The following is a 19,978-nucleotide window of genomic DNA, read 5'->3' as shown; positions in this document are numbered from 1 at the left end:
GCCAGCGTGGGCAGGCTTGGCAAGCCTTGGGAGCCCGCGGGGGGGCTAGGCTACCGGAACGCCGGAGTAGAACTCCCGGAATTCGCGGGCAGCGGCGTTTTGCGCCGCGCATCTGCGCACGTCCAGCTCGTCCAGGTTGGCGCGCGCCAGGGCCAGCACATGGCCGTCCAGCGCCCCCTGTGCGGCCATGTCGTCCAGGATGTTCAGGGTTTCCCCGTTCTCCAGGCCGCGCCGGTAGGGCCGGTCCTCGCGCAGGGCGGTGAACACATCGGCCAGGCTCATGATGCGCGAGCCCAGCGACAGCTCCGTTCCGACCAGACCGCGCGGGTAGCCCCGGCCGTCAAGGCGCTCGTGGTGCTGCGAGGCCCAGGCCGCAACGGTTTCCAGCCCGTCCACGCGGGAGAGGATGCCCTGGGCCAGTTCCGGATGCCGGTCCATCACCGCGCGTTCCTGGTCGTCGAGGGGGCCGGGCTTGTCGATGATCTCGGAGGGGACCGCCAGCTTGCCCAGGTCGTGCAGGTTTCCAGCCAGGCGCATGGCCGCAAGCTGTCCGTCCGCCATGCCCGCCTTTTCGGCCAGGCACACGGCGGTTTCGGCCACCCCGCGCGAGTGCGTGGCCGTGAACCGGCTGCGGAAGTCGATGATCTGCGAGAACGCGGTGGAAGCCTGCTCCAGCTGTGCCTGGGACACGTGGCGTTCCTCCAGCAGCAGCGGCTCCTCCTCTAAGGTCGCCACGGGATCCGGCCCGGCCAGGGGCGCCCAGAAGTCCGGGTCCGCGGCAAGCACGGCAAGGGCGTCCACGTCCGCCGGGGCGAACTGCTGCGGCGCGCGCGGGGCTATCTGGGCCATGACCCAGGCGGGGTCGAAGGAGTGGGAGCGCAGGGTCAGCACGTCCACGCGGTCGGCCAGGTTCAGCAGACAGGAGAGCTCCAGCGCGCGTGGCGGCTCGTCCAGCTCCGCTTGGCGCGAGCGCGGGGTGTGGTGGTGCCGCACGATGACCGCGGCTTCCTTCAGCAGGGGATTGGCGCGCAGCAGGCGGTAGCCCAGTTCGGCGTGGCGCGCACCGTCGGCTTCGAAGGACAGCGCGGCCAACCTGCTTTGCAGGGTGAAGCCGCCCACGTCGTGCAGGATGGCGGCCATGAACAGGAGCGCGCGCTCCTGGCGGGGCAGGGCCAGCGTTTTGCCCAGGCGCGCGGCGATGTAGGCCACCCGCTTGTGGTGGCCCACCACCTCGCTGCTCATGAGGTCGAGGGCTCCGGAGAGCCCGGAGAGGAAGTCGAAGAGTCGCAGGTTCACTGTCAGGGGGCCTGTTAAAACTTGAAGATGTCCACCTGGACCTCGGCCTTGCCGCCGACCTTTTCCAGAGCGCCCTTGATCTCGGATTTGGCCGGGTCGCGGTTCTTGGCCGCATCGGATTTCGGGTTCACCTCAAGCCCGGTGATGGGGTCCACCACCTTGTCGCTGCCAAAACGCAGGGTGATGGGCGAATCGTTTTGTTGTTTGGCGAACGGTCCCTTCTTGGGCGCGGGATCGAAGTCCAGACGGGTGGTCGCGTTGTCTTCCTCGGCCCGTTCCGGGGCTGGCGGCCCGTAGTCCGCCGTGGCGCTGAACGGGCTGGCCATGTCCTGGCGGGTGAGCTTGCGCTTGCCCAGCAGCGCCTCGGCCTCGGACACGCCGGCCTGGGCGGTTCTGGCCTTGCGCGTCGTTTTTGGCCGTTTAGACGCAGCATCGCCCGTGCGCTTGGCCGGTTGCTTGGCCGGTTGCTTGGCCGGGGTCTCCGGAGCGCCGCCAACCTGACCGCAAAGCCCGCGCGACGCCAAGCCCCCGGTGAAGGCCAGGCAGAGGGCCAGGCAGGAAGCCAGGCAGATGTCGAGCCGGAGCAGACGTTTCATGGCGGTCTTGCGGCGGTTGCCGCTCCTTATGTTGTTTCTCCTACGCCAGTGCGGCGTACTTCTCAAGTCTGCGCACGGCCTCGGCGATGTTCTCCAGGGAATTGGCGTAGGAGAAGCGCAGGTACCCTTCCGCGCCCTGGCCGAAGTCGATGCCGGGGGTGACGCCCACGTGGCATTTTTCAAGGATGTCGTAGGCCAGCCTGAGGGAGCTGCCGCCGAAGTTCGCGGCCCAGTGGCGGGCGTTGGCCAGGACATAAAACGCGCCGGTGGGGTCGTTGGCCACGCCCAGGCCCAGGGCCTTCAGCCTGGGGAGAAGAAAGCGTCGCCGCTCGTCGTACACGGCCTTCATGCGCGCCACGTCTTCCGCCCCCTTTTCGAGGGCGGCGACGCCCGCACGCTGGGCCACGGAGTTGGCCGAAATGAAGAAGTTTTGACACAGCTTCTGCATGGGACGGATGAATTCCTTCGGCGCCACCAGATAGCCCAGCCGCCAGCCGGTCATGGCGTAGAGCTTGGAAAACCCGTTCAGCACAAAGGCGCGGTCGCTGAACTCCAGCGCGCTGTGTTCGCTGCCCTCGTACACCAGGCCGCCGTAAATCTCGTCGGAGACCACGAAGGCCCCGCGGCTGTCGGCCAGGCGGCACACGGCATCCATGCGCTCGGCGGAGAGCAGCGTTCCCGTTGGATTGGCCGGGGAGTTGAGCAGGATGGCGCGGGTCTTCGGGGTCATGGCGGCCTCTATGGCCGCGGGCCGGTACTGGAAGCTGTCGTCCTCGGTCACGGGAACGCGTACGGGCCTGGCCCCGGCGAAGCGGATGAAGTTGTCGTAGCAGGCGTAAGCCGGGTCGGACAGGATGACCTCGTCCCCGGCCTCAAGAATGGTGGAGAACAGCAGCAGCATGGCCGGGCTGGTGCCCTGGGTCACGATGACCTGGCCGGGATCGACCGCCACGCCGTAGCGCTGGGCCAGATTTTCGCAAATGGCCTCCCGCAGGGGGAGCAGGCCCAGACTGTGGGTGTAGTGGGTCTCGCCATCGGCCAGGGCCTTTTTCGCCGCCTCCTTCACGCATTCGGGGGTGTCGAAGTCCGGCTCGCCGATCTCCAGGTGGATGACCGTGTGCCCGGCGGCCTCAAGCCTGTGCGCGGCCTCCAGGATGTCCATGACCAGAAACGGGGTGATTTCGCTGGCGCGCTGCGACACGCGGACGTTTTCGCTCATGTGGGGCCTCGTGCGGTTCAGAAAAGGAAAAGGCCGGAGCGGGGCGAAGTGCGCCCTGCCCCGGCCGGGATGCGCCTGTCCTAGAAATCGAAGTTCAACAGCTTGCGGATGGCGTCCATGCTCTCGGCCGCGCGGGCGCGCGCCTTTGCGTTGCCCTGCTCCAGAATGTGCCAAAGCCGCTCGGGGTCGGCCTCCAGGGCGCGCCTGCGCTCGTGGATGGGCGTCAAGAAGGCGGTGAGGGACTCCATGAGCGCCTTCTTGCAGTCCACGCAGCCGAAGGAGGCCGTGGTGCAGCCCTCGCGTATCTCCGCGCATTTTTCCGGCGCGGTCAACAGCTTGTGGTAGGGGTACAGGTTGCACACGGCCGGGTCGCCGGGGTCGGTCCTGCGCAGGCGGTTCTTGTCCGTGAGCATGGTCTTAATTTTCGGAGCGATGTTCTCCAAGGGTTCCCCAAGGGCGATGGAGTTGCCGTAGCTCTTGCTCATCTTGCGTCCGTCGAGGCCCGGCAGCTTGGCCTCCTCGGTGAGCAGGGCCTTGGGCTCGGGGAAGAAGGGCTTGTCCTCCGGGCAGTTCAGGAAATTGAAGCGCCGGGCGATCTCGCGGGTGAGCTCCAGGTGGGGCAGCTGGTCGTGGCCCACGGGCACCGCGGTGGAGCGGTAGAGGATGATGTCCGCCGCCATGAGCACGGGGTAGCCGAGGAAGCCGTAAGTGGCCAGGTCCTTCTGCCCGGCCAGCTCCGTGGCAACGTCCTTGTAGGTGGGGTTGCGCTCCAGCCAGCCCACCGGGGTGAGCATGGACAAAAGCAGGTGCAGCTCCGCATGTTCCTTCACCTGCGATTGCTGGAAGATGACGCACTTGTCCGGGTCGAGCCCGGCCGCCACCCAATCGAGCACCAAGCCGGGCACGAAGCCCTTGACCTTTTTGGGGTCGGCGTACTCTGTGGTGAGCGCGTGCCAGTCGGCCACGAAGAACAGGCAGTCGTGCTTCTCCTGCAGGTCGAGCCAGTTGGCCAGCACGCCGAAGTGGTGGCCCAGGTGGAGGGGCCCGGTGGGCCTCATGCCGGAGACGATGCATTCTTTGGTGGCGGTCATGTGCGTGTCCGTTGTTTGGTTGTGTGTCAGAAAGGGTTGCCCATGCCCATGAGGGAAGCCGCAGCGCCCACCACGGGGAAGAGCAGGGTGCCGAAGAGGCTAATGCCCGCGAAGTTGCCCAGCAGCATGAGCCCGATGATGAACAGGATGCCGTAGCGGCCCATGTCCAGGTAGCGCCAGGCCAGGCGCTCGGGCAGCAGCCGGGCCACGATGTTGCTGCCGTCCAGCGGCGGGATGGGCAGCAGGTTGAAGGCCCCGATGAGCAGGCTGACGTACACGCCCGCCTGGGCCATGGTCAGCAGCGGCACCAACATGCGTACGCCAAGGCCCTCGGGATCGCTGATGGGCACGCTGACCAGCGCGTGGAACAGGGCCGCGCACAAAAGCGCCACCAGCAGGTTCGCCCCCGGCCCGGCCAGGGCCACCAGCAGCATTCCGGTGCGCGGGTTCTTGAAGTGGCGCGCGTCCACGGGCACGGGCCTGGCCCAGCCGATGTGCGGCGGCACGACCATGATCAACGTGCCGAAGGGATCCAGGTGGCGCACGGGGTTCAGGGTGACCCGCCCGGCGAGCTTGGCCGTGGGGTCGCCCAGCCAACCAGCCACAAGCCCGTGGGCGGCTTCGTGACAGGTGATGGTGAACAGCAGCGGCACGAGCAGCACGGTGAGCTCGCGCAGGTATTGGGCAAGATCGGACATGGGTAAGGCGGCTAGCACGAAGCGCCAGCGCGGGCAAGGGGCAATGTGCCGGGCGCGGGGTCAGTTCCCGGAGCTGCATCGGGGCGTTCGGCGAACGCGGGCAGCGGGCGCGGCGGCGCTGTGCCTGCCGGAAGTCCCGGCGGGTCGCATGATTCAGTAACACAAATAATGCAATCGTCATCATTTTTCGTTGACTCGCAGATGGAAATTGCCCAAAGGTCTAACGAAATTTTGAAACGTGTCACCAAGGCCCATCAGCGTCGCGCCCGTGCAGGGGGGACGCCGAGGAAAGGACGGGCGGCGACGAATACGGGAGGGAGTGATGAAGAGGAGAACGGGAAGCGGGGTCATGGCCCTGGCAATGGCCCTGTGCCTGTGCGGAGGCGCGCTGGCGGCGGAACAGGGGTCGGGGGACGAAAAGTCCGGGGTGCTGCTGAAGGAGGAGGTCGTTGTGGCCTCTCCCGTCATCGAGGGCAACCAGGTTTCGCGCTACGGCGGCGTCAAGACCGTGGTCGGGCAGGAGCAGATCCACGACCTGAACGCACAGGACGTGACCAACGCTCTGCGCACCACGCCTGGCGTCACCATCTCCCGGTACAACGTCATCGGTTCCTTTGGCGGCGGCGAGGGCGGAGCGGTGTTCATCCGCGGCATGGGCTCCGGCCGTCCGGGCGGCGAAATCAAGACCACCATCGACGGCGTGAACCTGGGCAACCCGGTGTTCAACCACGGCCTCATGGACCTCATGCCCATTGATCCCGCCGGACAGATCGAGGTCATCAAGGGCGTGCAGCCCACTGAACAGGGCTCCGGATTCGGGGGCGTGAACATCGTTCCCAAGCGCATGGCCGAGGACGGCTACCAGACCAAGGTCGGGAGCAGCTACGGCTCCTTCAACACCTTCACGGAGACCGTGGAGCACGGCGGCAAGGAAGGCGCGTTGGATTACTACCTCGGCCAGGGCTACCGCCATTCCGACGGGCACCGCGCCAAGAGCTACGGCTTCCTCAACGACGTGTACGGCAACATCGGCTACGAGCTGAACAAGAACTGGCAGGTGCGGGCCTTCGCCCTGGGCTCGGACAACAAGGCCGCGGACCCCGGCCCGGACGTGAACCCCAACCCGCGCAACGAGTTATACCGCACCACCAACAGCCTGGGCACCATCACCCTGTCCAACGCCTTTGACAAGGCCAACGGCGAGATCAAGCTGTACCTGAGCCACATTGAGGCCAAGTGGCAGGACCAGAGCGGCAACACCAAGAACACCACCATGCGCGGCGACAACATGGGCATCAAGGCCAAGGAGGCCTTCACCCTCTGGGACGGCGGCGAGATCTTGACCGGCCTGGATTTCGACCGGGCCACCGGCCGCTCCAACGTCAACTACGACAACGGCGCCACGCCAACGGACTTCGCCAACAAGTACACCACCATCTCTCCGCGCATGGCCGTAAGCCAGCTCTTTGGCGACAAGAACGGCCTCTACGTCATCCCGTCCACCGGCGTGCGCTACTTCGACAACAGCATTTTCGGCAGCGAGTGGGCGCCCCACGCGGGCCTCGTGGCCGGGTACAAGGACACCGAGGCGCACTTCTCCGTCGCCAGGGGCGTGAACTACCCCGGCCTGGAGGTGCTGGCCCAGGGCAGAAACGGCAGTGAACTCAAGCCCGAGATCATGCACCACATGGAAGTGGGCCTGGCCCAGACGTTCACCAAGGAGCTCAAGGCCGACGTGACCTTCTTCCAGGAGCACGGCGACAACCGCTACGTGCGCTCCGGCTTCGGCGGCGTGTGGCAGAACACCGGCCACTACGAGATGCAGGGCGTGGAGGGCAACATCAACTGGGCGCCCACCAGCACGCTTTCGCTGTACACCGGGTTCACCTGGCTTTCCCACTCGCCCCAGAACCTGCCCTACGCCCCGGACTGGACGGCCTCGGCGGGCGGAAATTGGATGTTCCTCAAAGATTTCAAGCTGTCAGTGGACGCTCAGTACGTGGATTCCATGTACGCGCTGACCACCACGCGGGCCAGCCTGTCCCCGACCAACAGCCTGAAGGTGGTGCAGTACTTTCTGCTCAACGCCAAGCTTGCCTGGCTGTTCGACGCCAAGGCCCTGGGCGCGAAAAGCGGCGAGCTGTTCATCGCGGGCGACAACCTTACGGACAGCAACTACTGCACCCGGCCCGACTATCCCATGCCGGGCATCGGGGCCACGGTGGGCATGAACCTGACCTTCTAACCCCTGTCGGCAGGACGCTTGCCGACACGCATACCCACTGGCGGAGGCCCCGGCGCGGGCCTTCGCCTTCAGCATTTTGCAGGAGGAACCATGGACGCCAGTCACGCTGGAATGGACAAGGAAGCAACGCGCGCGCGGTTTTTCGACGAACGGGCCGAAGGCTGGGAGGACAAATGCTACCCCGACCCCGTGCGCCAGAGGCTTTGGCCCATGGTGGAGGCCTTTGGCCTGCCCGAGGGCGGCCACGTGCTGGACATGGGCACCGGGCCGGGCACGCTTATTCCGTACTTGCTGCGGGCCATCGGGCCCAAGGGGCGCGTCACCGCCTTCGACGCCTCGCCCGTGATGGTGGAGGTGGCCCGGCGCAAATGCGTGGACGGCCGCGCCACTGTGGTCTGCGCCTCGGCCCTGGACATGCCCTTTGATTCCGCCAGCTTCGATGCCGTGGTCTGCTTCGCGGCCTTCCCGCATTTCACGGACAAGATTCTGGCCCTGCGCGAAATGGCCCGCGTGGCCCGGCCTGGAGGGCCGGTCGTCATCGCGCATTTGCTCGGCCGCGCGCAGCTGGCCGCGCATCACGGCACGCATCCCGCCGTGGCCGACGACCACCTGCCTTCCGACGAAGCCATGCGTGAGCTGTTCCTGCAGGCCGGGCTCCCGGCTCCGGAGGTGACGAGCCTGGAGAACTATTATGAAGCCCGCGCGCGCAAGCTTTGAGGCGACCGCCCTGCCGCGGGCATTCCGGCTGGCGCTCCTGGCCCTCGCCCTGTGCCTGGCTTTGGCCGGAACGCGCCACGCGTGCGCGGCGGAGCTGCCGCGCGTGCTGGCGGGCACCACGCTGATCGAGGACATCGTGGCCGACCTGGGGCAGGGGCGTGTCAGCGTCCGGACCTTGATCCCCGGCTCGGCCTGTCCGGGCCATGCGGATTTGCGCGCGTCGGACGTGAGCTTCGCGGGCAGCGCGAGGGCCGTGCTTATCCACGACTGGCAGCGCGACATGCCCATGCTCCAGGCCTTGCGGCGCAGCGCGCCGGAGACCTTCGCGCGGGTCCGCCCCGTCAATGCTCCGGGCAACTGGATGCTGCCGGAACGGCAAGCCCAGGCCACCACGGCCTTGGCCGCAATGCTCGCGGAGATCGACGCCGCAGGTGCCAAGGACGTGCAGCGGCGCGCCCGCGAGCGCCAGGCGCGCATCGCGGCCCTGGCGGCCAGGGTCAAGGCGCGGGCGGCCCAGGGCGGCATCGTCGGCCTGCGGGTCATCTGCGACGCCATGCAGAAGCCGTTTCTTGAATGGCTGGGCTGCGTGGTGGTGGCGGACTATGGCCGCTTCGAAGGCATGAACCCGAGACAGCTGGCCGAGGTGATGTCCAAGGCCAAGGCCGGGAAGGCCGTGCTGGTGGTGGACAACATGCAGAGCACGGGTGGCTCGGGCAAGGCCCTGGCCGATGACTTGCGGGCCGGGCACGCCGTGCTGACCAACTTCCCTGGCGGGGACCCGCGTGCGGATACCTGGGAGCGGGCGGTGGAGATGAACCTGGACCGCCTGCTTGCGGCCATGAAGGCGCGCGGATGAGCCGGGAGATGCCGGACACTGGCGGCGCTGCTGCGCTGCTGCGCGATGTCCGCGTGCTGCGGCAGGGCCGCGTGGTGCTGGACGTGCCCCTGCTGGAGATTGTGCGGGGGGAGTTTCTGGGCGTCATCGGACCCAACGGGTCGGGAAAGAGCACGCTTCTGGCCGTGCTGGCAGGAAGGCTGGGGTGCGGCGGCGGCCAAGCGCTGGTGCCGGGTTCCGGCAAGGGCGGCAGGGGCCGCGTGGCCCTGGCGCCGCAGATGTCCGCCCTGGACCCCCGGCTGCCCATCAGCGTGCTGGAGTCCGTGATGGTGGGGGCCTACGCGGAGCTTGGGCCGCTGCGCCGCCCTGGGCCGGAGGTGCGCGCGCGCGCCAGGGAGCTGCTCACCCTTGTGGGCATTGCGCATTTGCAGGACCGGCCCATCGGCCGCTGCTCCGGAGGCGAGGCCCAGCGCGCGGCCATTGCGCGCGCGCTGTTGCAACGGCCGGACGTGCTGCTGCTGGACGAACCCACCTCGGCTCTGGACTGGCGCGCCCAGCGCGAAATTCTGGAATGCGTGCGCGACATCCACGCGCGTCTGGGCCTGACCACGGTCATGGTGACCCACGAGCTGAACTCGCTGCCCGTGCTGTGCACCCGCGTGCTGGCCTTACGGCAGGGCCGCCCGCAGTGGCTTGGCCCAGCGGCTCAGGCCCTGGAGCCGGAGCGCCTGGCCGCGATTTTCGACGTGCCCTTCACCGTGCTTTCCCACCAGGACCGCCCGGTGGTGCTTTTCTGAGGAATCACCATGGATTTTGGTTTGTTCGAACACGCGTTCATGCGCCATGCGCTGCTTGCCGGGGCGTTTGCCGGGGTGTGCTGTTCCCTTGCCGGTGTCTTCGCCGTGCTCATGCGGCTGACCTTCATCGGGGTGTGCCTGGCCCACGCGGCCTTCGCCGGGGGGCTCTTGGCCATGGTGCTTGGGCTGGACCCGCTGCTGGGCAGCCTTGTCCTCAGCCTGGCCTCGGCCGCGGTCATCGGCCCCATGTCCGACCGGGGCGATTTCTCGCCCGATACGGCCGTGGGCATCGTGTTTTCCACCATGCTGGGCGCGGCCATCCTGTGCATCGGCCTGCTGCCGGGGTCCAAGGCGGAGGCCCTGGGGCTTTTCTGGGGCAACATCCTCACGGTTTCGGCAAGGGATGTCTGGCTCTTGGGCGGGGTGACCCTGGCCGCCGTGGCCGCGCTCGGCCTGTTCTACAAGGAGATTCAGGCCGTGGCCTGCCACAGGGAGATCGCGGCGGCGGCCGGGCTTCCCGCCACGGCCATCTTTTATGCCATTCTGTGCTTCACCGGCGTCACCGTGACCGCCTGCCTGCCCAGCGTGGGCGGGCTGCTTGTGTACAGCCTGATCATCAATCCGGCGGCTGCGGCCTACCAGCTCACCTACAGCCTGCGGCGCATGTTTCTGCTTGCCGCGCTGTTCGGGGTCGTGTCCTGCGAGGCGGGGCTGTTTTTGTCCTACCAGATGGACTTGCCCGCCGGGGCCTCCATCGTGCTGGCCTCCAGCGCGCTTTTCGTGGTGTGCGCGGCTTTTTCCCCGAAACGCGGCCGCAGGGGCGGCTAAGGCCGACACGTCCGCGCGCCCAAAGGCGCCGGAGGCCTGCGGCAAGGTGCGCCGTGGGCCTCCGGGCGTTGTGCTGTGCTAGTGCTTGTGGTCGTGGGCCTCGTGCTCGTGGCCGGGGTGCTCGTGCTCGTGGGGGCCGTGGTCGTGGCCGTGGTCGTGTGCGTGGTCCTGCTCGCCGTGCGCGTGCTCGTGGGGATGCGCGTGCTGGTGGTGATGGTCGTGGCTGTGGGTGTGTTCGTGCGGGTGGCTGTGCTCCCCGATGCCGGGGTGCGAGTGCGCGTGGTCGTGGCTATGCGTGTGCTCGTGCGCGTGGTCGTGGGAATGATCGTGGTCGCCCTTCATGGCGTGCCTCCTTGTTTGGGGGTGAAGGGGAACGGGGCCTCTTGTCTTCCGTATAGTGCCGGAAGCACAGGACGTATAGCCCGCACGATTCTTTTTGTCGTGCGACTGACTTCGCAAGTTTTGGCGTCTGGTCGCACGTGCACGGGGGTGCTGCTGGGGCGAGACGCAGCGGGCAGGGCCAAGTCCAAGGCGCAAAAGAAAAGCGGGCGAGATGCCCGAAGAGTCCCGCTGGGCCGACCTGGAACAGATTTGCGTCGGGATCAGCCATTCGACCATCCGGCGCGTCTTGGATGACCTCAAGGCGCAGGGCGTCGTGCACTGCGCCAGCCAGGGGCGGGACGCTGTCTGGCGGAAGGGGTGAGCGGGGAATGTGCTCATGAATAGGTGAATATGGTCATTCCGTGTGAAGTGAGCAAGTTCTGTGGGCAGGTGGTCCAAGGCGAATGCTATCTCTGTACACCGTAATATTGCGTATATTTAGTGGGATGTCATGCTTGAGTCTTTCATGGCGGCTGACGGTTTTGTTCTCGTGAGGAGGCAGAAGCTTGGGAAACGAATCAGCGTGGCCGAAATAGCTGTTGAGGTGGAATGAGTTAGGCTGTATTCAAATCAACATGAACAGCACCGAACGTCTGTGCCACATCAACCACCTCCTCACCGAACGCCGGACTGTGCCCCTCGCCGTATTTTGGGTCGAGCTCGGCGTTTTCCGCGCCACCTTCAAGCGCGACATGGAATATCTTCGCGACAGACCCAACGCCTCCATAATCTGGGATCGCGAGGCGCCAAGCTATCGTTTCGAGCAGAAGGCGCCAGACGGCCTGGCGCATGAACTTCCCGAAATCTATGCGCTGCGGGGAGTCAGGGTGCAGGTTGAAGGGCCGGAAAGCCTGAAGCGCTTTGTCGCAGAGGAAGCAACGAGAATCCTCCGGTTGTAACGGCAGTTGACCCTCCAGGCTCACGCTGCAAGCCATTTGTCGCAGTATTGTGCACCATGAACAACAAATGCTGGAGGTTCCATGGAGAGGGAAGGGGATGTGCCGTTCGATCTGCTTGCTCGGCCAAATCAGCGCCTGCGAGAACATTTGCAAAATGTTGCCACGATGGCCGAGGTATTTGCCAAGCGGTTTGGCGCAGGGTCGTGGGGAGCGGCCTGTGGCTTGCTGCACGACATCGGCAAGGCCTCAACCGTATTTCAGCGCCGCGTGCGGGGCGAAGAGGTGCGCACCGACCATTCCACGGCAGGGGCCCGCCATGCCGTGCAGAAATGGGGCGAAGCCGGCAAACTTCTGGCCTACTGTATTGCCGGGCACCATGCCGGGCTTCCCGACGGCAAAATGGAGAACCAGTCGGACAGGGCGGGCAGCCTGGAACGCAGGCTCAATCCGGCGCTTTATCGCATCGAAGACCATTCCGCATGGGAGGCCTGTCTGGGGGCCGATGCGGACATGCCACGCCCGGATGCCAAGAACCTGCCCTTTAACGTGGCCTGTAAGGGCGTCGGCTTCGCTGCCGCCTTGTTTGTGCGGATGCTTTTCTCCTGCCTGGTGGACGCCGACCGACTGGATGCCGAGGCCGCCGGGGAGCCCGCCGACCTGGCACGCGCGGGCCTGCGCAGGTATCCCAAAATGACGGAGCTGCGCCAGCGGCTGGACGTGCACCTGACGAGGTTCGTCGCCGACACGCCCGTGCGCAGTATCCGCGCCCAGGTGCTGGAGCAGTGTCGCAAGGCCTCTGAGCGTGCGCCGGGGATGTTTTCCCTCACCGTACCCACAGGCGGCGGCAAAACGCTCTCCTCGCTTGCGTTCGCCCTGGCCCACGCCGAGCGCCATGGTCTGGGGCGCGTGGTCTACGTCATTCCTTTCACCAGTATCATCGAGCAGAACGCCCAGGTGTTCCGCCAGGCCCTGGCCGACGAGAAGGGCGATGCCGACGGATTCGTCATCGAGCACCACAGCAATCTTGCCCCGGCTGAGGGCGATGATGACGACCGCCCGCATCCTGCCACGGAGAATTGGGACGCCTCGGTCATCGTCACCACCTCCGTCCAGTTTTTCGAGAGTCTCTTCGCGGCTCGTGCCGGACGCTGCCGCAAGCTGCACAATCTGGCCCAAAGCGTCATCATCCTGGACGAGGCCCAGATGCTGCCCCTGACCTACTTGCGGCCCTGCCTGGAAGGCCTGCGCGAGCTGACGCAGAGCTACGGGGCCAGCGTGGTGCTGTGCACCGCAACCCAGCCCGCCCTTGGCGCTCCGGGGGAAGGGGAGGAAGAGGGCCTCAAGGGGGGACTGACGGGCGTGCGCGAGATCATGGACGACCCCAAGGGCCTGCACGCCGCGCTCAGGCGTGTGGAGGTGCGGCGCATTGGGCGCATCACCGACGCCGACTTGGCCGCGCGGCTGGCGGCGGAGCGTCAGGTCCTGTGCATTGTGCCCACCCGGCGCATGGCCCGCGAGGTGTTCGAGGCCCTGCGCGCCGCCCTGCCGTCGCCGGAGGACGTGTTCCATTTGAGCGCCCTCATGTGTCCGCAGCACCGTACCGAGGTGCTGAATGCCGTCCGCGACGCACTTGAGGAGAAGCGGCCCTGCCGGGTGGTGAGCACCACGCTGGTGGAGGCGGGCGTGGACCTGGACTTCCCGGTGGTCTACCGGGCCGAGGCGGGCATTGACTCCATTGCCCAGGCTGCGGGCCGCTGCAACCGCGAGGGCCTGCTGCCCCAGCCGGGCCGGGTTTTCGTGTTCGAGCCGGAGAACGGTTTGCCGCGTGGCGTCTTCCGTCGTTCCGCCGAGGCGGGACGCAGCGTGGCTGGGCGCCACGAGAAGGACCTGCTGCACCCGGACGCCGTTCGCGACTACTTTGGGGAACTGTACTGGCGCGTGGGCGACGACCAACTGGACGCCAGGAAGATCGTGGCCCGCACCTGCGAGCGGCAGCGGCAATGCCTGTTCCCCTTTCGGGAGATCGAGCGCGACTTTCAGCTCATCGACACGCCCACCCAAGGCCTGATCATACCCTATGACAAGGCGGCCAACGACCTTGTGCGCGCCCTGGACTCCCTGGCCCCCGGCCAGCGTGCGGGCGGGCTGCTGCGCAGGCTGCAGCGCCACACCGTGTCGCTCTACGAACGCGACTTCGCCGCCCTTGAAGGGGCCGGGGCCATCCGCAGAGTTGGACAGACTGGAGCCGGGCCGGGTGGCCATTGCTTCGTTCTCAGCAACATGGGGCTGTACGATCCGCTTGTGGGCCTGGACCTGTTCCGGGCCGCGCCGGGAGTGCAGGTCCCGGAGGATCTGATCTCTTAATAATTTCTGAATACCAATATCGTTTTCAAAAATAAAACATGCATAACCATATAGACAGGCAGAACGGAATGATCTAGACTCTGGACATGGCTGTTTTCATATTTAGTAGTTTTGACGAGATAGGGAAGTGTATTCAGGCTATTGTCTGGGTATATGGACCTCCGATTCGTGCGCCATCAGCATAATCAATGTCGGCAGCCACGCTGCCGTGGGTTGAAACAGTAGTTTTGTGGAGCTTAGGGAGGTGTGACGCCTTGTCACCCTCCCGAAGTCTCTTCACCCAGCCCAAGGAGGTGCCCATGTCCTACGGAATTCGGCTGAGGGTCTGGGGCGATTACGCCTGCTTCACGCGGCCGGAGATGAAAGTGGAGCGCGTGAGTTACGACGTGATGACGCCCTCCGCCGCCAGGGGAGTCCTGGAGGCGATCTACTGGAAGCCAGCCATTCGCTGGGTGGTGGAGCGGATACGGGTGCTCCGGCCCATCCGCTTCGACACCATCCGTCGCAACGAGCTGGCGGGCAAGCTGCCCCTGGGCAATGTGCGGCTGGCCATGAAGGATGGGCGCGCCGCCGTGTCCACGTTCATCGAAGAGGACCGCCAGCAGCGCGCGGCGCTGGTGCTGCGCGATGTGGAGTACGTCATCGAGGCCCGCTTCGACTTTGCGGGCGACGAGGACCGCAACACCGCAAAGCACAAGGACATGTTCGAGCGCCGCGCGGCCAAGGGCCAGTGCTTCCACAGGCCCTATCTGGGTTGCCGGGAGTTCCCGGCCATGTTCGAACCCGCGCCGGAGCCCCTCCCCGCGCCCCCCGCGTCGCTTCTGGGCGAGCGCGACCTGGGCTGGATGTTGCACGACATCGACTTTGGGGGCGGCATGACCCCGCGCTTCTTCCGACCCATCATGAAGGACGGCGTCATCGAAGTTCCGACACCGGACTGGCTGGAGCCTCCCAAGGCCCAGGCCGGCCCGGCGACCGGAAAGGGGGCGGCATGATCCTCCAGGCGCTGGACGCGTATTTCAGACGGCTGGCGGCGGACGAGGACTCCGGCATCCCCCTGCGCGGCTTCAGCAGGCAGCCGGTGCCCTTTGCCCTGGAACTCGGCCCGGACGGCGAACTTAAGCAGGTGCTGGACCTGCGCGACCATTCCGGGAAAAAGCCCGTGCCCAGGCAACTGGTGGTGCCGGAAGCGGCAAAGCGCACAGTGGCAGTCATGCCCAACTTCTTGTGGGACAACTCCGGCTATGTGCTGGGCGCGGATTCCAAGGGCAAGCCGGAACGGAGCGCCCAGTGCTTCGAGGCCTTCCGCCAGAAGCTGCGCGAGGTCTGCTCCGGGGTTGAGGACGAGGGGGTGGACGCCGTGCTGGCCTTTCTCGGTTCCTGGAGCCCGGAACGCGCCGCCGAGTTGCCCCACTGGGAGGAGATGAGCGGACTGAACCTGGTTTTCCGGCTCGCTGGCCGCAGGGAATACGTGCATGAACGGCCAAAAGTGCGCGAGGCTTGGCTCAAGCACTACTTCGCCGGGACCTCCGAGGTGCTGGGCCAATGTCTGGTGACGGGCCTGGAAGGCCAGCCCATCGCCCGGCTGCACGCGGACCTCAAGGGTGTGCGTGGCGCCCAGAGCAAGGGCGCGACCCTGGTCGGATTCAACCTGGACGCCTTTGCCTCTTACGGCAAGCAGCAGAGCTACAACGCCCCGGTGAGCGAGGAGGCAGCCTTCAACTACACCACCGCGCTCAACCATCTGCTGCGCCGAGATGGCGGGCGCAGGGTGCAGATCGGCGACGCCACCGTGGTGTTCTGGACCGAGCGGGCCACCCGCTCCGAGGGCCTGTTCCCCGCAATCTTCGGCCAGGGGGACGGCCAGGGGGAGGACCAGGGCGACGTGGCCGACCTGCGCGCGTTTCTGGAGGCCGTGCGCGAAGGCAAGATGCCCAACGAGCTGAAGGACGAAGGCGGGGTGCGTTTCTACGCGCTGGGACTCTCGCCGAACGCCTCTCGCTTATCCGTGCGCTTCTGGCATTCCGGCACCGTGGAGGAGCTGTGGCGCAGAATCGGCCAGCACTTCGCGGACCTGCGCATCGTCAAACGCTTTGAGAAGGAGCAGGACTTCCCGCCCCAATGGCTGCTGCTCAAGGCCGTGGCCCTGCGGGAGGAGCTGGACAACATCTCCCCGCTGCTCTCCGGCGCGCTCATGCGCTCCATCCTCACCGGCGCGGCCTATCCCGGCGCGCTGCTCTCCGCCGTCATGGGGCGCATCCGCGCGGAGCAGGAGGTCACCTATCCCCGCGCCGCCCTCATCAAGGCCTGCATTGTGCGCAACGCCCGCCAACGCGAGCAAAACCCGGAGGTCGATTTCGTGAGCCTCGACGAACAGTTCAAGAACGTTCCCTACCGCCTGGGCCGTCTCTTCGCCGTGTTGGAGAAACTCCAGCAGGAGGCCATCCCCGGAATCAACGCCACCATCAAGGACCGCTACTTCGGCTCGGCCTCGGCCACGCCGCGCGCCACCTTCCCCATTCTGCTGCGCCTGGCCCAACATCACGTCTCCAAGCTCAAGTACGGCTACGTCTATGACAACAGCATCCAGGACATCCTGGACGGCATCGACCCGCAAAAGGACTTCCCCGCGCACCTGGCGCTGGAGGACCAGGGGCGTTTCGCCTTGGGCTACTATCACCAGCGCAAGGCCCTGTGGACCAGCAAGAAGAACGCCGCACCCGAAACCGCCAACATCACCCCCACGGAGGAATAGACCATGAGCGCCATTCAGAACCGTTACGAGTTCGTGCTGCTTTTCGATGTGGAGAACGGCAACCCCAACGGTGACCCGGACGCGGGCAACCTGCCGCGCATCGACCCGGAGACCAACCACGGGCTCATCACCGACGTGTGCCTGAAGCGCAAGGTGCGCAACTTTGTGGAGCTGGCCAAGGGCGGGGAATCGCCTTTTTGCATCTACGTTCGGGAGAAGGCCGTGCTTTCCGCCACGCGCGCCGGGGCTTACCAGTCCGTGGAAGGCAAGGCCAAGACCGATGCCGAGAAGGTGCGCCTGGGCCGCGACTTCATGTGCGCCAACTTCTATGACGTGCGCTCCTTTGGCGCGGTGATGAGCACCAAGGAGAACAACTGCGGCCAGGTGCGCGGGCCGGTGCAGTTCTCCTTTGCCCGCTCCGTGGAGCCTGTGACTCCGCTGGACGTGACGATTACCCGCATGGCTGTGGAGGCGGCCAAGGACGCTTCGGACACCGGCGACAACCGCACCATGGGCCGCAAGCACATCGTGCCCTATGGCCTGTACCGCGCCAATGGGTTCATCTCCGCGCCGCTGGCCGCGCAGACCGGATTCTCCGAGGCGGACCTGGAGCTGTTCTGGCAGGCGCTGAGCATGATGTTCGACCACGACCACAGCGCGGCGCGCGGCACGATGAGCGCGCGCAGGCTCATCGTGTTCAAGCACGACAACGCGCTGGGCAGCGCCCCGGCGCACAAGCTTTTCGACCTGGTGAAGATCGATAAGACCAAAGACAAGGACATTCCGGCGCGCAGCTACGGCGATTACGCCGTGACTGTGGACGCCGCCGCCCTGCCTGCCGGGGTGACGCTGGAGGAGAAGATTTAGCGAAGCACCGCGCGGGGGGCCTGGATTGAAACTGTGCGATTGGGATTATGTGTCCCATTGTATGGAGGTCGCCCCCCGCGCGGGGGCAAGGATTGAAATGACGAAGGGGAGTTGCCCTACTTCAAATATGAAATTGCCCCGCGCGGGGCAAACGGCGTAAACCGTGAACCCCGCCCCACCCTGGAAGGAGGCCCGCCAATGTACTCCGAGGACGAGCTGTTGCCGCTCTCCGGTCTGCAGCACCTGCTCTACTGCGAGCGCCAGTGCGCGCTGATCCACGTGGAAGGGCAGTGGGGCGAGAATAGATATACCGCCGAGGGGCGTTTGGCCCATGAGCGCGTGCATGGCGGCGGGGGGCATAGTGCGCCGGGGCTGCGCACGGCCTTTTCCCTGCACCTGCGCTCGCTCGCGCTGGGGCTCTCCGGCGTGGCGGATGTTGTGGAGTTCCGCCAGGACACGCCCGGCGGCCCATGGCGGCCCTTTCCGGTGGAGCACAAGCGCGGGCGGCCCAAGCACGGCGACGCCGACCGGGTGCAGCTCTGCGCCCAGGCCATGTGCTTGGAGGAGATGCTGGGGGTGGAGATCAATGCGGGCGCGCTGTTCTATGGCCAGACGCGCCGCCGTCAGGATGTGGCCTTTGACATGTCGCTGCGGGAGACGACCGCGGGCGCTGCCCGCCGCTTCCACGAGCTGCTGGACCGGGGCGAAACCCCGCCCGCACGCTATGATTCCGCCCTGTGCGACGCCTGTTCCCTGCTGCCGCTCTGCCAGCCCAGGGCGGCGGCGCGCAGGGGCGGAGTGGAGAGCTATCTGGCCAGCGTGCTGGGGCCGGAGGAGAACGCATGAAGAAGCTGCTCAACACGCTCTTCGTCACGCGGCAGGGGGCCAGCGTGGTGAAGGAAGGCGAAAACGTGCTGGTGCGGGCCGATGACGAGGTACTGCTGCGCGTGCCGGTGCACGGCCTGGGCGGATTGGTCACCTTCGGCCAGGTCTGGTGCAGCCCGCAGCTTTTGCACCTGTGCGCGGAACGCGGTGTGGGCGTCAGTTTCCACTCGGAGAACGGGCGTTTCCTGGCCCGAGTTTCCGGCCCGGTGTGCGGCAACGTGCTGCTGCGGCGCACACAGTACCGCTGGGCCGACGATGTAGAGAAATGCACCGAAATCGCCAAGCATATGCTCACCGGCAAGCTGGCCAACGCCCGGCATGTGCTGTTGCGCGCCCGGCGCGACCACGAAGGCAAAACCGACGTGGAGGCATTGGAGGACGCGGCCCGGCGGCTTGCGGACTGCCTGTCGCGCCTGCGTGGCGCGGCTGGCCTGGACGAGCTGCGCGGCATCGAGGGCGAAGGCGCAGGTGCGTATTTCGGAGCTTTCGACGCGCTCATCACCAACCAGGACAAGGCGTTCCGCTTCACTGGCAGAAGCCGCAGACCGCCGCTTGATGCGGCGAACTGCCTGCTTTCGTTTCTGTATACCTTGCTCGCGCACGATGCGCGCTCCGCCCTGGAGGGGGTCGGACTTGATCCTTCTGTGGGCTTTTTGCACCGCGACAGGCCCGGTAGGCAAAGCCTGGCGCTGGATTTGATGGAGGAGCTGCGCCCCGTGCTGGCCGACCGCGTAGCGCTAAATCTGATGAACTTGGGGCAGCTGCGCGCTCGGGACTTCCGCCACGAGGAAAGCGGAGCCGTGCTGCTCAGCGACGAGGCCCGCAAGCTGGTGCTGGTGGCCTACCAAAAGCGCAAGCAAGAGGAGATACTGCATCCGTTTCTGCAGGAGAAACTGGAGCTGGGCCTGCTTTGCCATGTGCAGGCCCTGCTCTTGGCCCGCCGCCTGCGTGGCGACCTGGACGGGTATCCGGCCTTTTTGTGGCGCTAGGAGAGAACGACATGATGGTTCTGGTAAGCTACGATGTAAGCCTGTCCGATTCTGACGGTGCGCGGCGGCTGCGGCGTGTTTCCAAGGCCTGCAAGGACTTTGGACAGCGCGTGCAGTACTCGGTGTTCGAGTGTATTGTGGACCCGGCGCAGTGGACGCGGTTGCGCGCACGGCTGGAGGAGATTATTGACCCGGCGCAGGACAGTCTACGCTACTATTTCCTGGGGTCTAATTGGCGCAAAAGGGTGGAGCACGTGGGGGCCAAGCCCGCTATCGACCTGGAAGGGCCGCTGGTGGTGTGAGTTGAGCGCGAACCTGGAGTTGTCCGCTGTTTCCTGGCAGGTTCGCGCAGGGCGTTTAGGCTACAAAATCAGTATATTGCGTATTTGGTTTGACGGTCAGCTAATTTTTCTGGCTTATGGAGATTGAGGTTCGCGCGATCAGGCTCGCCAAACAAGGCGGGACAACAACTTTTTAGCGTACAGTCGCCCCCCGCGCGGGGGCGTGGATTGAAAC

General features: G+C 66.0%; 19 protein-coding genes. 13 read left to right on the top strand and 6 right to left on the bottom strand.

Features of this window, described 5'->3' with window-relative positions; all coding sequences use genetic code 11:
• Positions 1-45 precede the first annotated feature (45 nt).
• The 5 genes from CHB73_RS09200 to CHB73_RS09180 all read right to left on the bottom strand — a co-directional run bounded on the left by CHB73_RS09200 (position 46) and on the right by CHB73_RS09180 (position 4,900).
• Entirely contained in the window at positions 46-1,296 is a 1,251-nt protein-coding gene (locus tag CHB73_RS09200) for an HD-GYP domain-containing protein (protein ID WP_089274286.1), read from the bottom strand.
• Between the two features lie 14 nt (positions 1,297-1,310).
• Positions 1,311-1,892 carry a hypothetical protein gene (locus CHB73_RS09195; RefSeq protein ID WP_089274285.1) on the bottom strand — a complete coding sequence of 194 codons (582 nt, stop codon included), beginning with the start codon at positions 1,890-1,892 and terminating at the stop codon, positions 1,311-1,313.
• 40 nt (positions 1,893-1,932) lie between these two features.
• The gene (locus tag CHB73_RS09190) at positions 1,933-3,111 is read right to left on the bottom strand and encodes a pyridoxal phosphate-dependent aminotransferase (RefSeq protein ID WP_089274284.1); all 1,179 of its coding nucleotides are present in this window, start codon (positions 3,109-3,111) and stop codon (positions 1,933-1,935) included.
• An 80-nt stretch (positions 3,112-3,191) separates the two neighbouring features.
• Positions 3,192-4,202 carry a tryptophan--tRNA ligase gene (gene trpS, locus CHB73_RS09185; protein WP_089274283.1) on the bottom strand — a complete coding sequence of 337 codons (1,011 nt, stop codon included), beginning with the start codon at positions 4,200-4,202 and terminating at the stop codon, positions 3,192-3,194.
• Positions 4,203-4,228: 26 nt separating this feature from the next.
• Complete coding sequence (locus tag CHB73_RS09180) at positions 4,229-4,900, bottom strand: site-2 protease family protein (protein ID WP_089274282.1); 672 nt, start codon at positions 4,898-4,900, stop codon at positions 4,229-4,231.
• Between the two features lie 322 nt (positions 4,901-5,222).
• Here CHB73_RS09180 and CHB73_RS09175 point away from each other — a divergent pair, with 322 nt between their 5' ends.
• From CHB73_RS09175 to CHB73_RS09155, 5 genes are all read left to right on the top strand, one after another.
• The gene (locus CHB73_RS09175; RefSeq protein ID WP_089274281.1) at positions 5,223-7,145 is read left to right on the top strand and encodes a TonB-dependent receptor; all 1,923 of its coding nucleotides are present in this window, start codon (positions 5,223-5,225) and stop codon (positions 7,143-7,145) included.
• A gap of 90 nt (positions 7,146-7,235) precedes the next feature.
• Positions 7,236-7,862 carry a class I SAM-dependent methyltransferase gene (locus tag CHB73_RS09170; protein ID WP_089274280.1) on the top strand — a complete coding sequence of 209 codons (627 nt, stop codon included), beginning with the start codon at positions 7,236-7,238 and terminating at the stop codon, positions 7,860-7,862.
• Positions 7,837-8,718: a metal ABC transporter solute-binding protein, Zn/Mn family gene (locus tag CHB73_RS09165; protein WP_089274279.1), complete on the top strand. Its 882-nt coding sequence runs from the start codon at positions 7,837-7,839 to the stop codon at positions 8,716-8,718. Before CHB73_RS09170 ends, CHB73_RS09165 begins: the two co-directional genes overlap by 26 nt.
• Entirely contained in the window at positions 8,715-9,494 is a 780-nt protein-coding gene (locus CHB73_RS09160) for a metal ABC transporter ATP-binding protein (RefSeq protein WP_089274278.1), read from the top strand. Before CHB73_RS09165 ends, CHB73_RS09160 begins: the two co-directional genes overlap by 4 nt.
• Before the next feature lie 9 nt (positions 9,495-9,503).
• The gene (locus CHB73_RS09155; RefSeq protein ID WP_089274277.1) at positions 9,504-10,322 is read left to right on the top strand and encodes a metal ABC transporter permease; all 819 of its coding nucleotides are present in this window, start codon (positions 9,504-9,506) and stop codon (positions 10,320-10,322) included.
• A 78-nt stretch (positions 10,323-10,400) separates the two neighbouring features.
• Here the strand turns inward: CHB73_RS09155 and CHB73_RS16795 are convergent, their stop codons facing one another.
• Positions 10,401-10,664, bottom strand: coding sequence for a hypothetical protein (locus CHB73_RS16795; protein WP_089274276.1), 264 nt, complete (start codon positions 10,662-10,664; stop codon positions 10,401-10,403).
• A gap of 614 nt (positions 10,665-11,278) precedes the next feature.
• On the opposite strand from CHB73_RS16795, the gene CHB73_RS09145 reads away from it, so the two are divergent.
• The 8 genes from CHB73_RS09145 to cas2 all read left to right on the top strand — a co-directional run bounded on the left by CHB73_RS09145 (position 11,279) and on the right by cas2 (position 19,764).
• Positions 11,279-11,602 (top strand): hypothetical protein, encoded by a 324-nt coding sequence (locus CHB73_RS09145; protein WP_089274275.1) that lies wholly within the window; start codon positions 11,279-11,281, stop codon positions 11,600-11,602.
• An 81-nt stretch (positions 11,603-11,683) separates the two neighbouring features.
• Complete coding sequence (locus CHB73_RS09140) at positions 11,684-13,966, top strand: CRISPR-associated endonuclease Cas3'' (protein WP_089274274.1); 2,283 nt, start codon at positions 11,684-11,686, stop codon at positions 13,964-13,966.
• A gap of 299 nt (positions 13,967-14,265) precedes the next feature.
• The gene (cas5c, locus tag CHB73_RS09135; protein ID WP_089274273.1) at positions 14,266-14,961 is read left to right on the top strand and encodes a type I-C CRISPR-associated protein Cas5c; all 696 of its coding nucleotides are present in this window, start codon (positions 14,266-14,268) and stop codon (positions 14,959-14,961) included.
• On the top strand, positions 14,958-16,721 hold the full coding sequence (gene cas8c, locus CHB73_RS09130; protein ID WP_089274272.1) for a type I-C CRISPR-associated protein Cas8c/Csd1: 1,764 nt from the start codon (positions 14,958-14,960) through the stop codon (positions 16,719-16,721). The genes cas5c and cas8c overlap by 4 nt, the downstream gene beginning before the upstream one ends.
• Positions 16,722-16,724: 3 nt before the next feature.
• Positions 16,725-17,588: a type I-C CRISPR-associated protein Cas7/Csd2 gene (gene cas7c, locus CHB73_RS09125; protein WP_089274271.1), complete on the top strand. Its 864-nt coding sequence runs from the start codon at positions 16,725-16,727 to the stop codon at positions 17,586-17,588.
• A gap of 198 nt (positions 17,589-17,786) precedes the next feature.
• Positions 17,787-18,434, top strand: coding sequence for a CRISPR-associated protein Cas4 (gene cas4, locus CHB73_RS09120; RefSeq protein WP_089274270.1), 648 nt, complete (start codon positions 17,787-17,789; stop codon positions 18,432-18,434).
• A complete protein-coding gene (cas1c, locus tag CHB73_RS09115) occupies positions 18,431-19,462 on the top strand; it encodes a type I-C CRISPR-associated endonuclease Cas1c (protein WP_089274269.1) in 1,032 nt (343 codons plus the stop codon). Before cas4 ends, cas1c begins: the two co-directional genes overlap by 4 nt.
• A gap of 11 nt (positions 19,463-19,473) precedes the next feature.
• Positions 19,474-19,764: a CRISPR-associated endonuclease Cas2 gene (cas2, locus tag CHB73_RS09110; RefSeq protein ID WP_089274268.1), complete on the top strand. Its 291-nt coding sequence runs from the start codon at positions 19,474-19,476 to the stop codon at positions 19,762-19,764.
• Positions 19,765-19,978 lie beyond the last annotated feature (214 nt).

The organism is Humidesulfovibrio mexicanus (assembly GCF_900188225.1).
In the GTDB taxonomy this organism is placed as follows: Bacteria; Desulfobacterota; Desulfovibrionia; order Desulfovibrionales; family Desulfovibrionaceae; genus Humidesulfovibrio; species Humidesulfovibrio mexicanus.
Note: the sequence above shows the minus strand (reverse complement) of the source record. Positions and strands in the feature narration are given on the sequence as shown.

Bases quoted from the DNA above. Each gene is read 5' to 3' on its own strand.
- CHB73_RS09195 (WP_089274285.1), bottom strand. From the start codon at position 1,892: ATGAAACGTCTGCTCCGGCTCGACATCTGCCTGGCTTCCTGCCTGGCC.
- CHB73_RS09190 (WP_089274284.1), bottom strand. From the start codon at position 3,111: ATGAGCGAAAACGTCCGCGTGTCGCAGCGCGCCAGCGAAATCACCCCG.
- trpS (WP_089274283.1), bottom strand. From the start codon at position 4,202: ATGACCGCCACCAAAGAATGCATCGTCTCCGGCATGAGGCCCACCGGG.
- CHB73_RS09180 (WP_089274282.1), bottom strand. From the start codon at position 4,900: ATGTCCGATCTTGCCCAATACCTGCGCGAGCTCACCGTGCTGCTCGTG.
- CHB73_RS09175 (WP_089274281.1), top strand. From the start codon at position 5,223: ATGAAGAGGAGAACGGGAAGCGGGGTCATGGCCCTGGCAATGGCCCTG.
- CHB73_RS09170 (WP_089274280.1), top strand. From the start codon at position 7,236: ATGGACGCCAGTCACGCTGGAATGGACAAGGAAGCAACGCGCGCGCGG.
- CHB73_RS09165 (WP_089274279.1), top strand. From the start codon at position 7,837: ATGAAGCCCGCGCGCGCAAGCTTTGAGGCGACCGCCCTGCCGCGGGCA.
- CHB73_RS09160 (WP_089274278.1), top strand. From the start codon at position 8,715: ATGAGCCGGGAGATGCCGGACACTGGCGGCGCTGCTGCGCTGCTGCGC.
- CHB73_RS09155 (WP_089274277.1), top strand. From the start codon at position 9,504: ATGGATTTTGGTTTGTTCGAACACGCGTTCATGCGCCATGCGCTGCTT.
- CHB73_RS16795 (WP_089274276.1), bottom strand. From the start codon at position 10,664: ATGAAGGGCGACCACGATCATTCCCACGACCACGCGCACGAGCACACG.
- CHB73_RS09145 (WP_089274275.1), top strand. From the start codon at position 11,279: ATGAACAGCACCGAACGTCTGTGCCACATCAACCACCTCCTCACCGAA.
- CHB73_RS09140 (WP_089274274.1), top strand. From the start codon at position 11,684: ATGGAGAGGGAAGGGGATGTGCCGTTCGATCTGCTTGCTCGGCCAAAT.
- cas5c (WP_089274273.1), top strand. From the start codon at position 14,266: ATGTCCTACGGAATTCGGCTGAGGGTCTGGGGCGATTACGCCTGCTTC.
- cas8c (WP_089274272.1), top strand. From the start codon at position 14,958: ATGATCCTCCAGGCGCTGGACGCGTATTTCAGACGGCTGGCGGCGGAC.
- cas7c (WP_089274271.1), top strand. From the start codon at position 16,725: ATGAGCGCCATTCAGAACCGTTACGAGTTCGTGCTGCTTTTCGATGTG.
- cas4 (WP_089274270.1), top strand. From the start codon at position 17,787: ATGTACTCCGAGGACGAGCTGTTGCCGCTCTCCGGTCTGCAGCACCTG.
- cas1c (WP_089274269.1), top strand. From the start codon at position 18,431: ATGAAGAAGCTGCTCAACACGCTCTTCGTCACGCGGCAGGGGGCCAGC.
- cas2 (WP_089274268.1), top strand. From the start codon at position 19,474: ATGATGGTTCTGGTAAGCTACGATGTAAGCCTGTCCGATTCTGACGGT.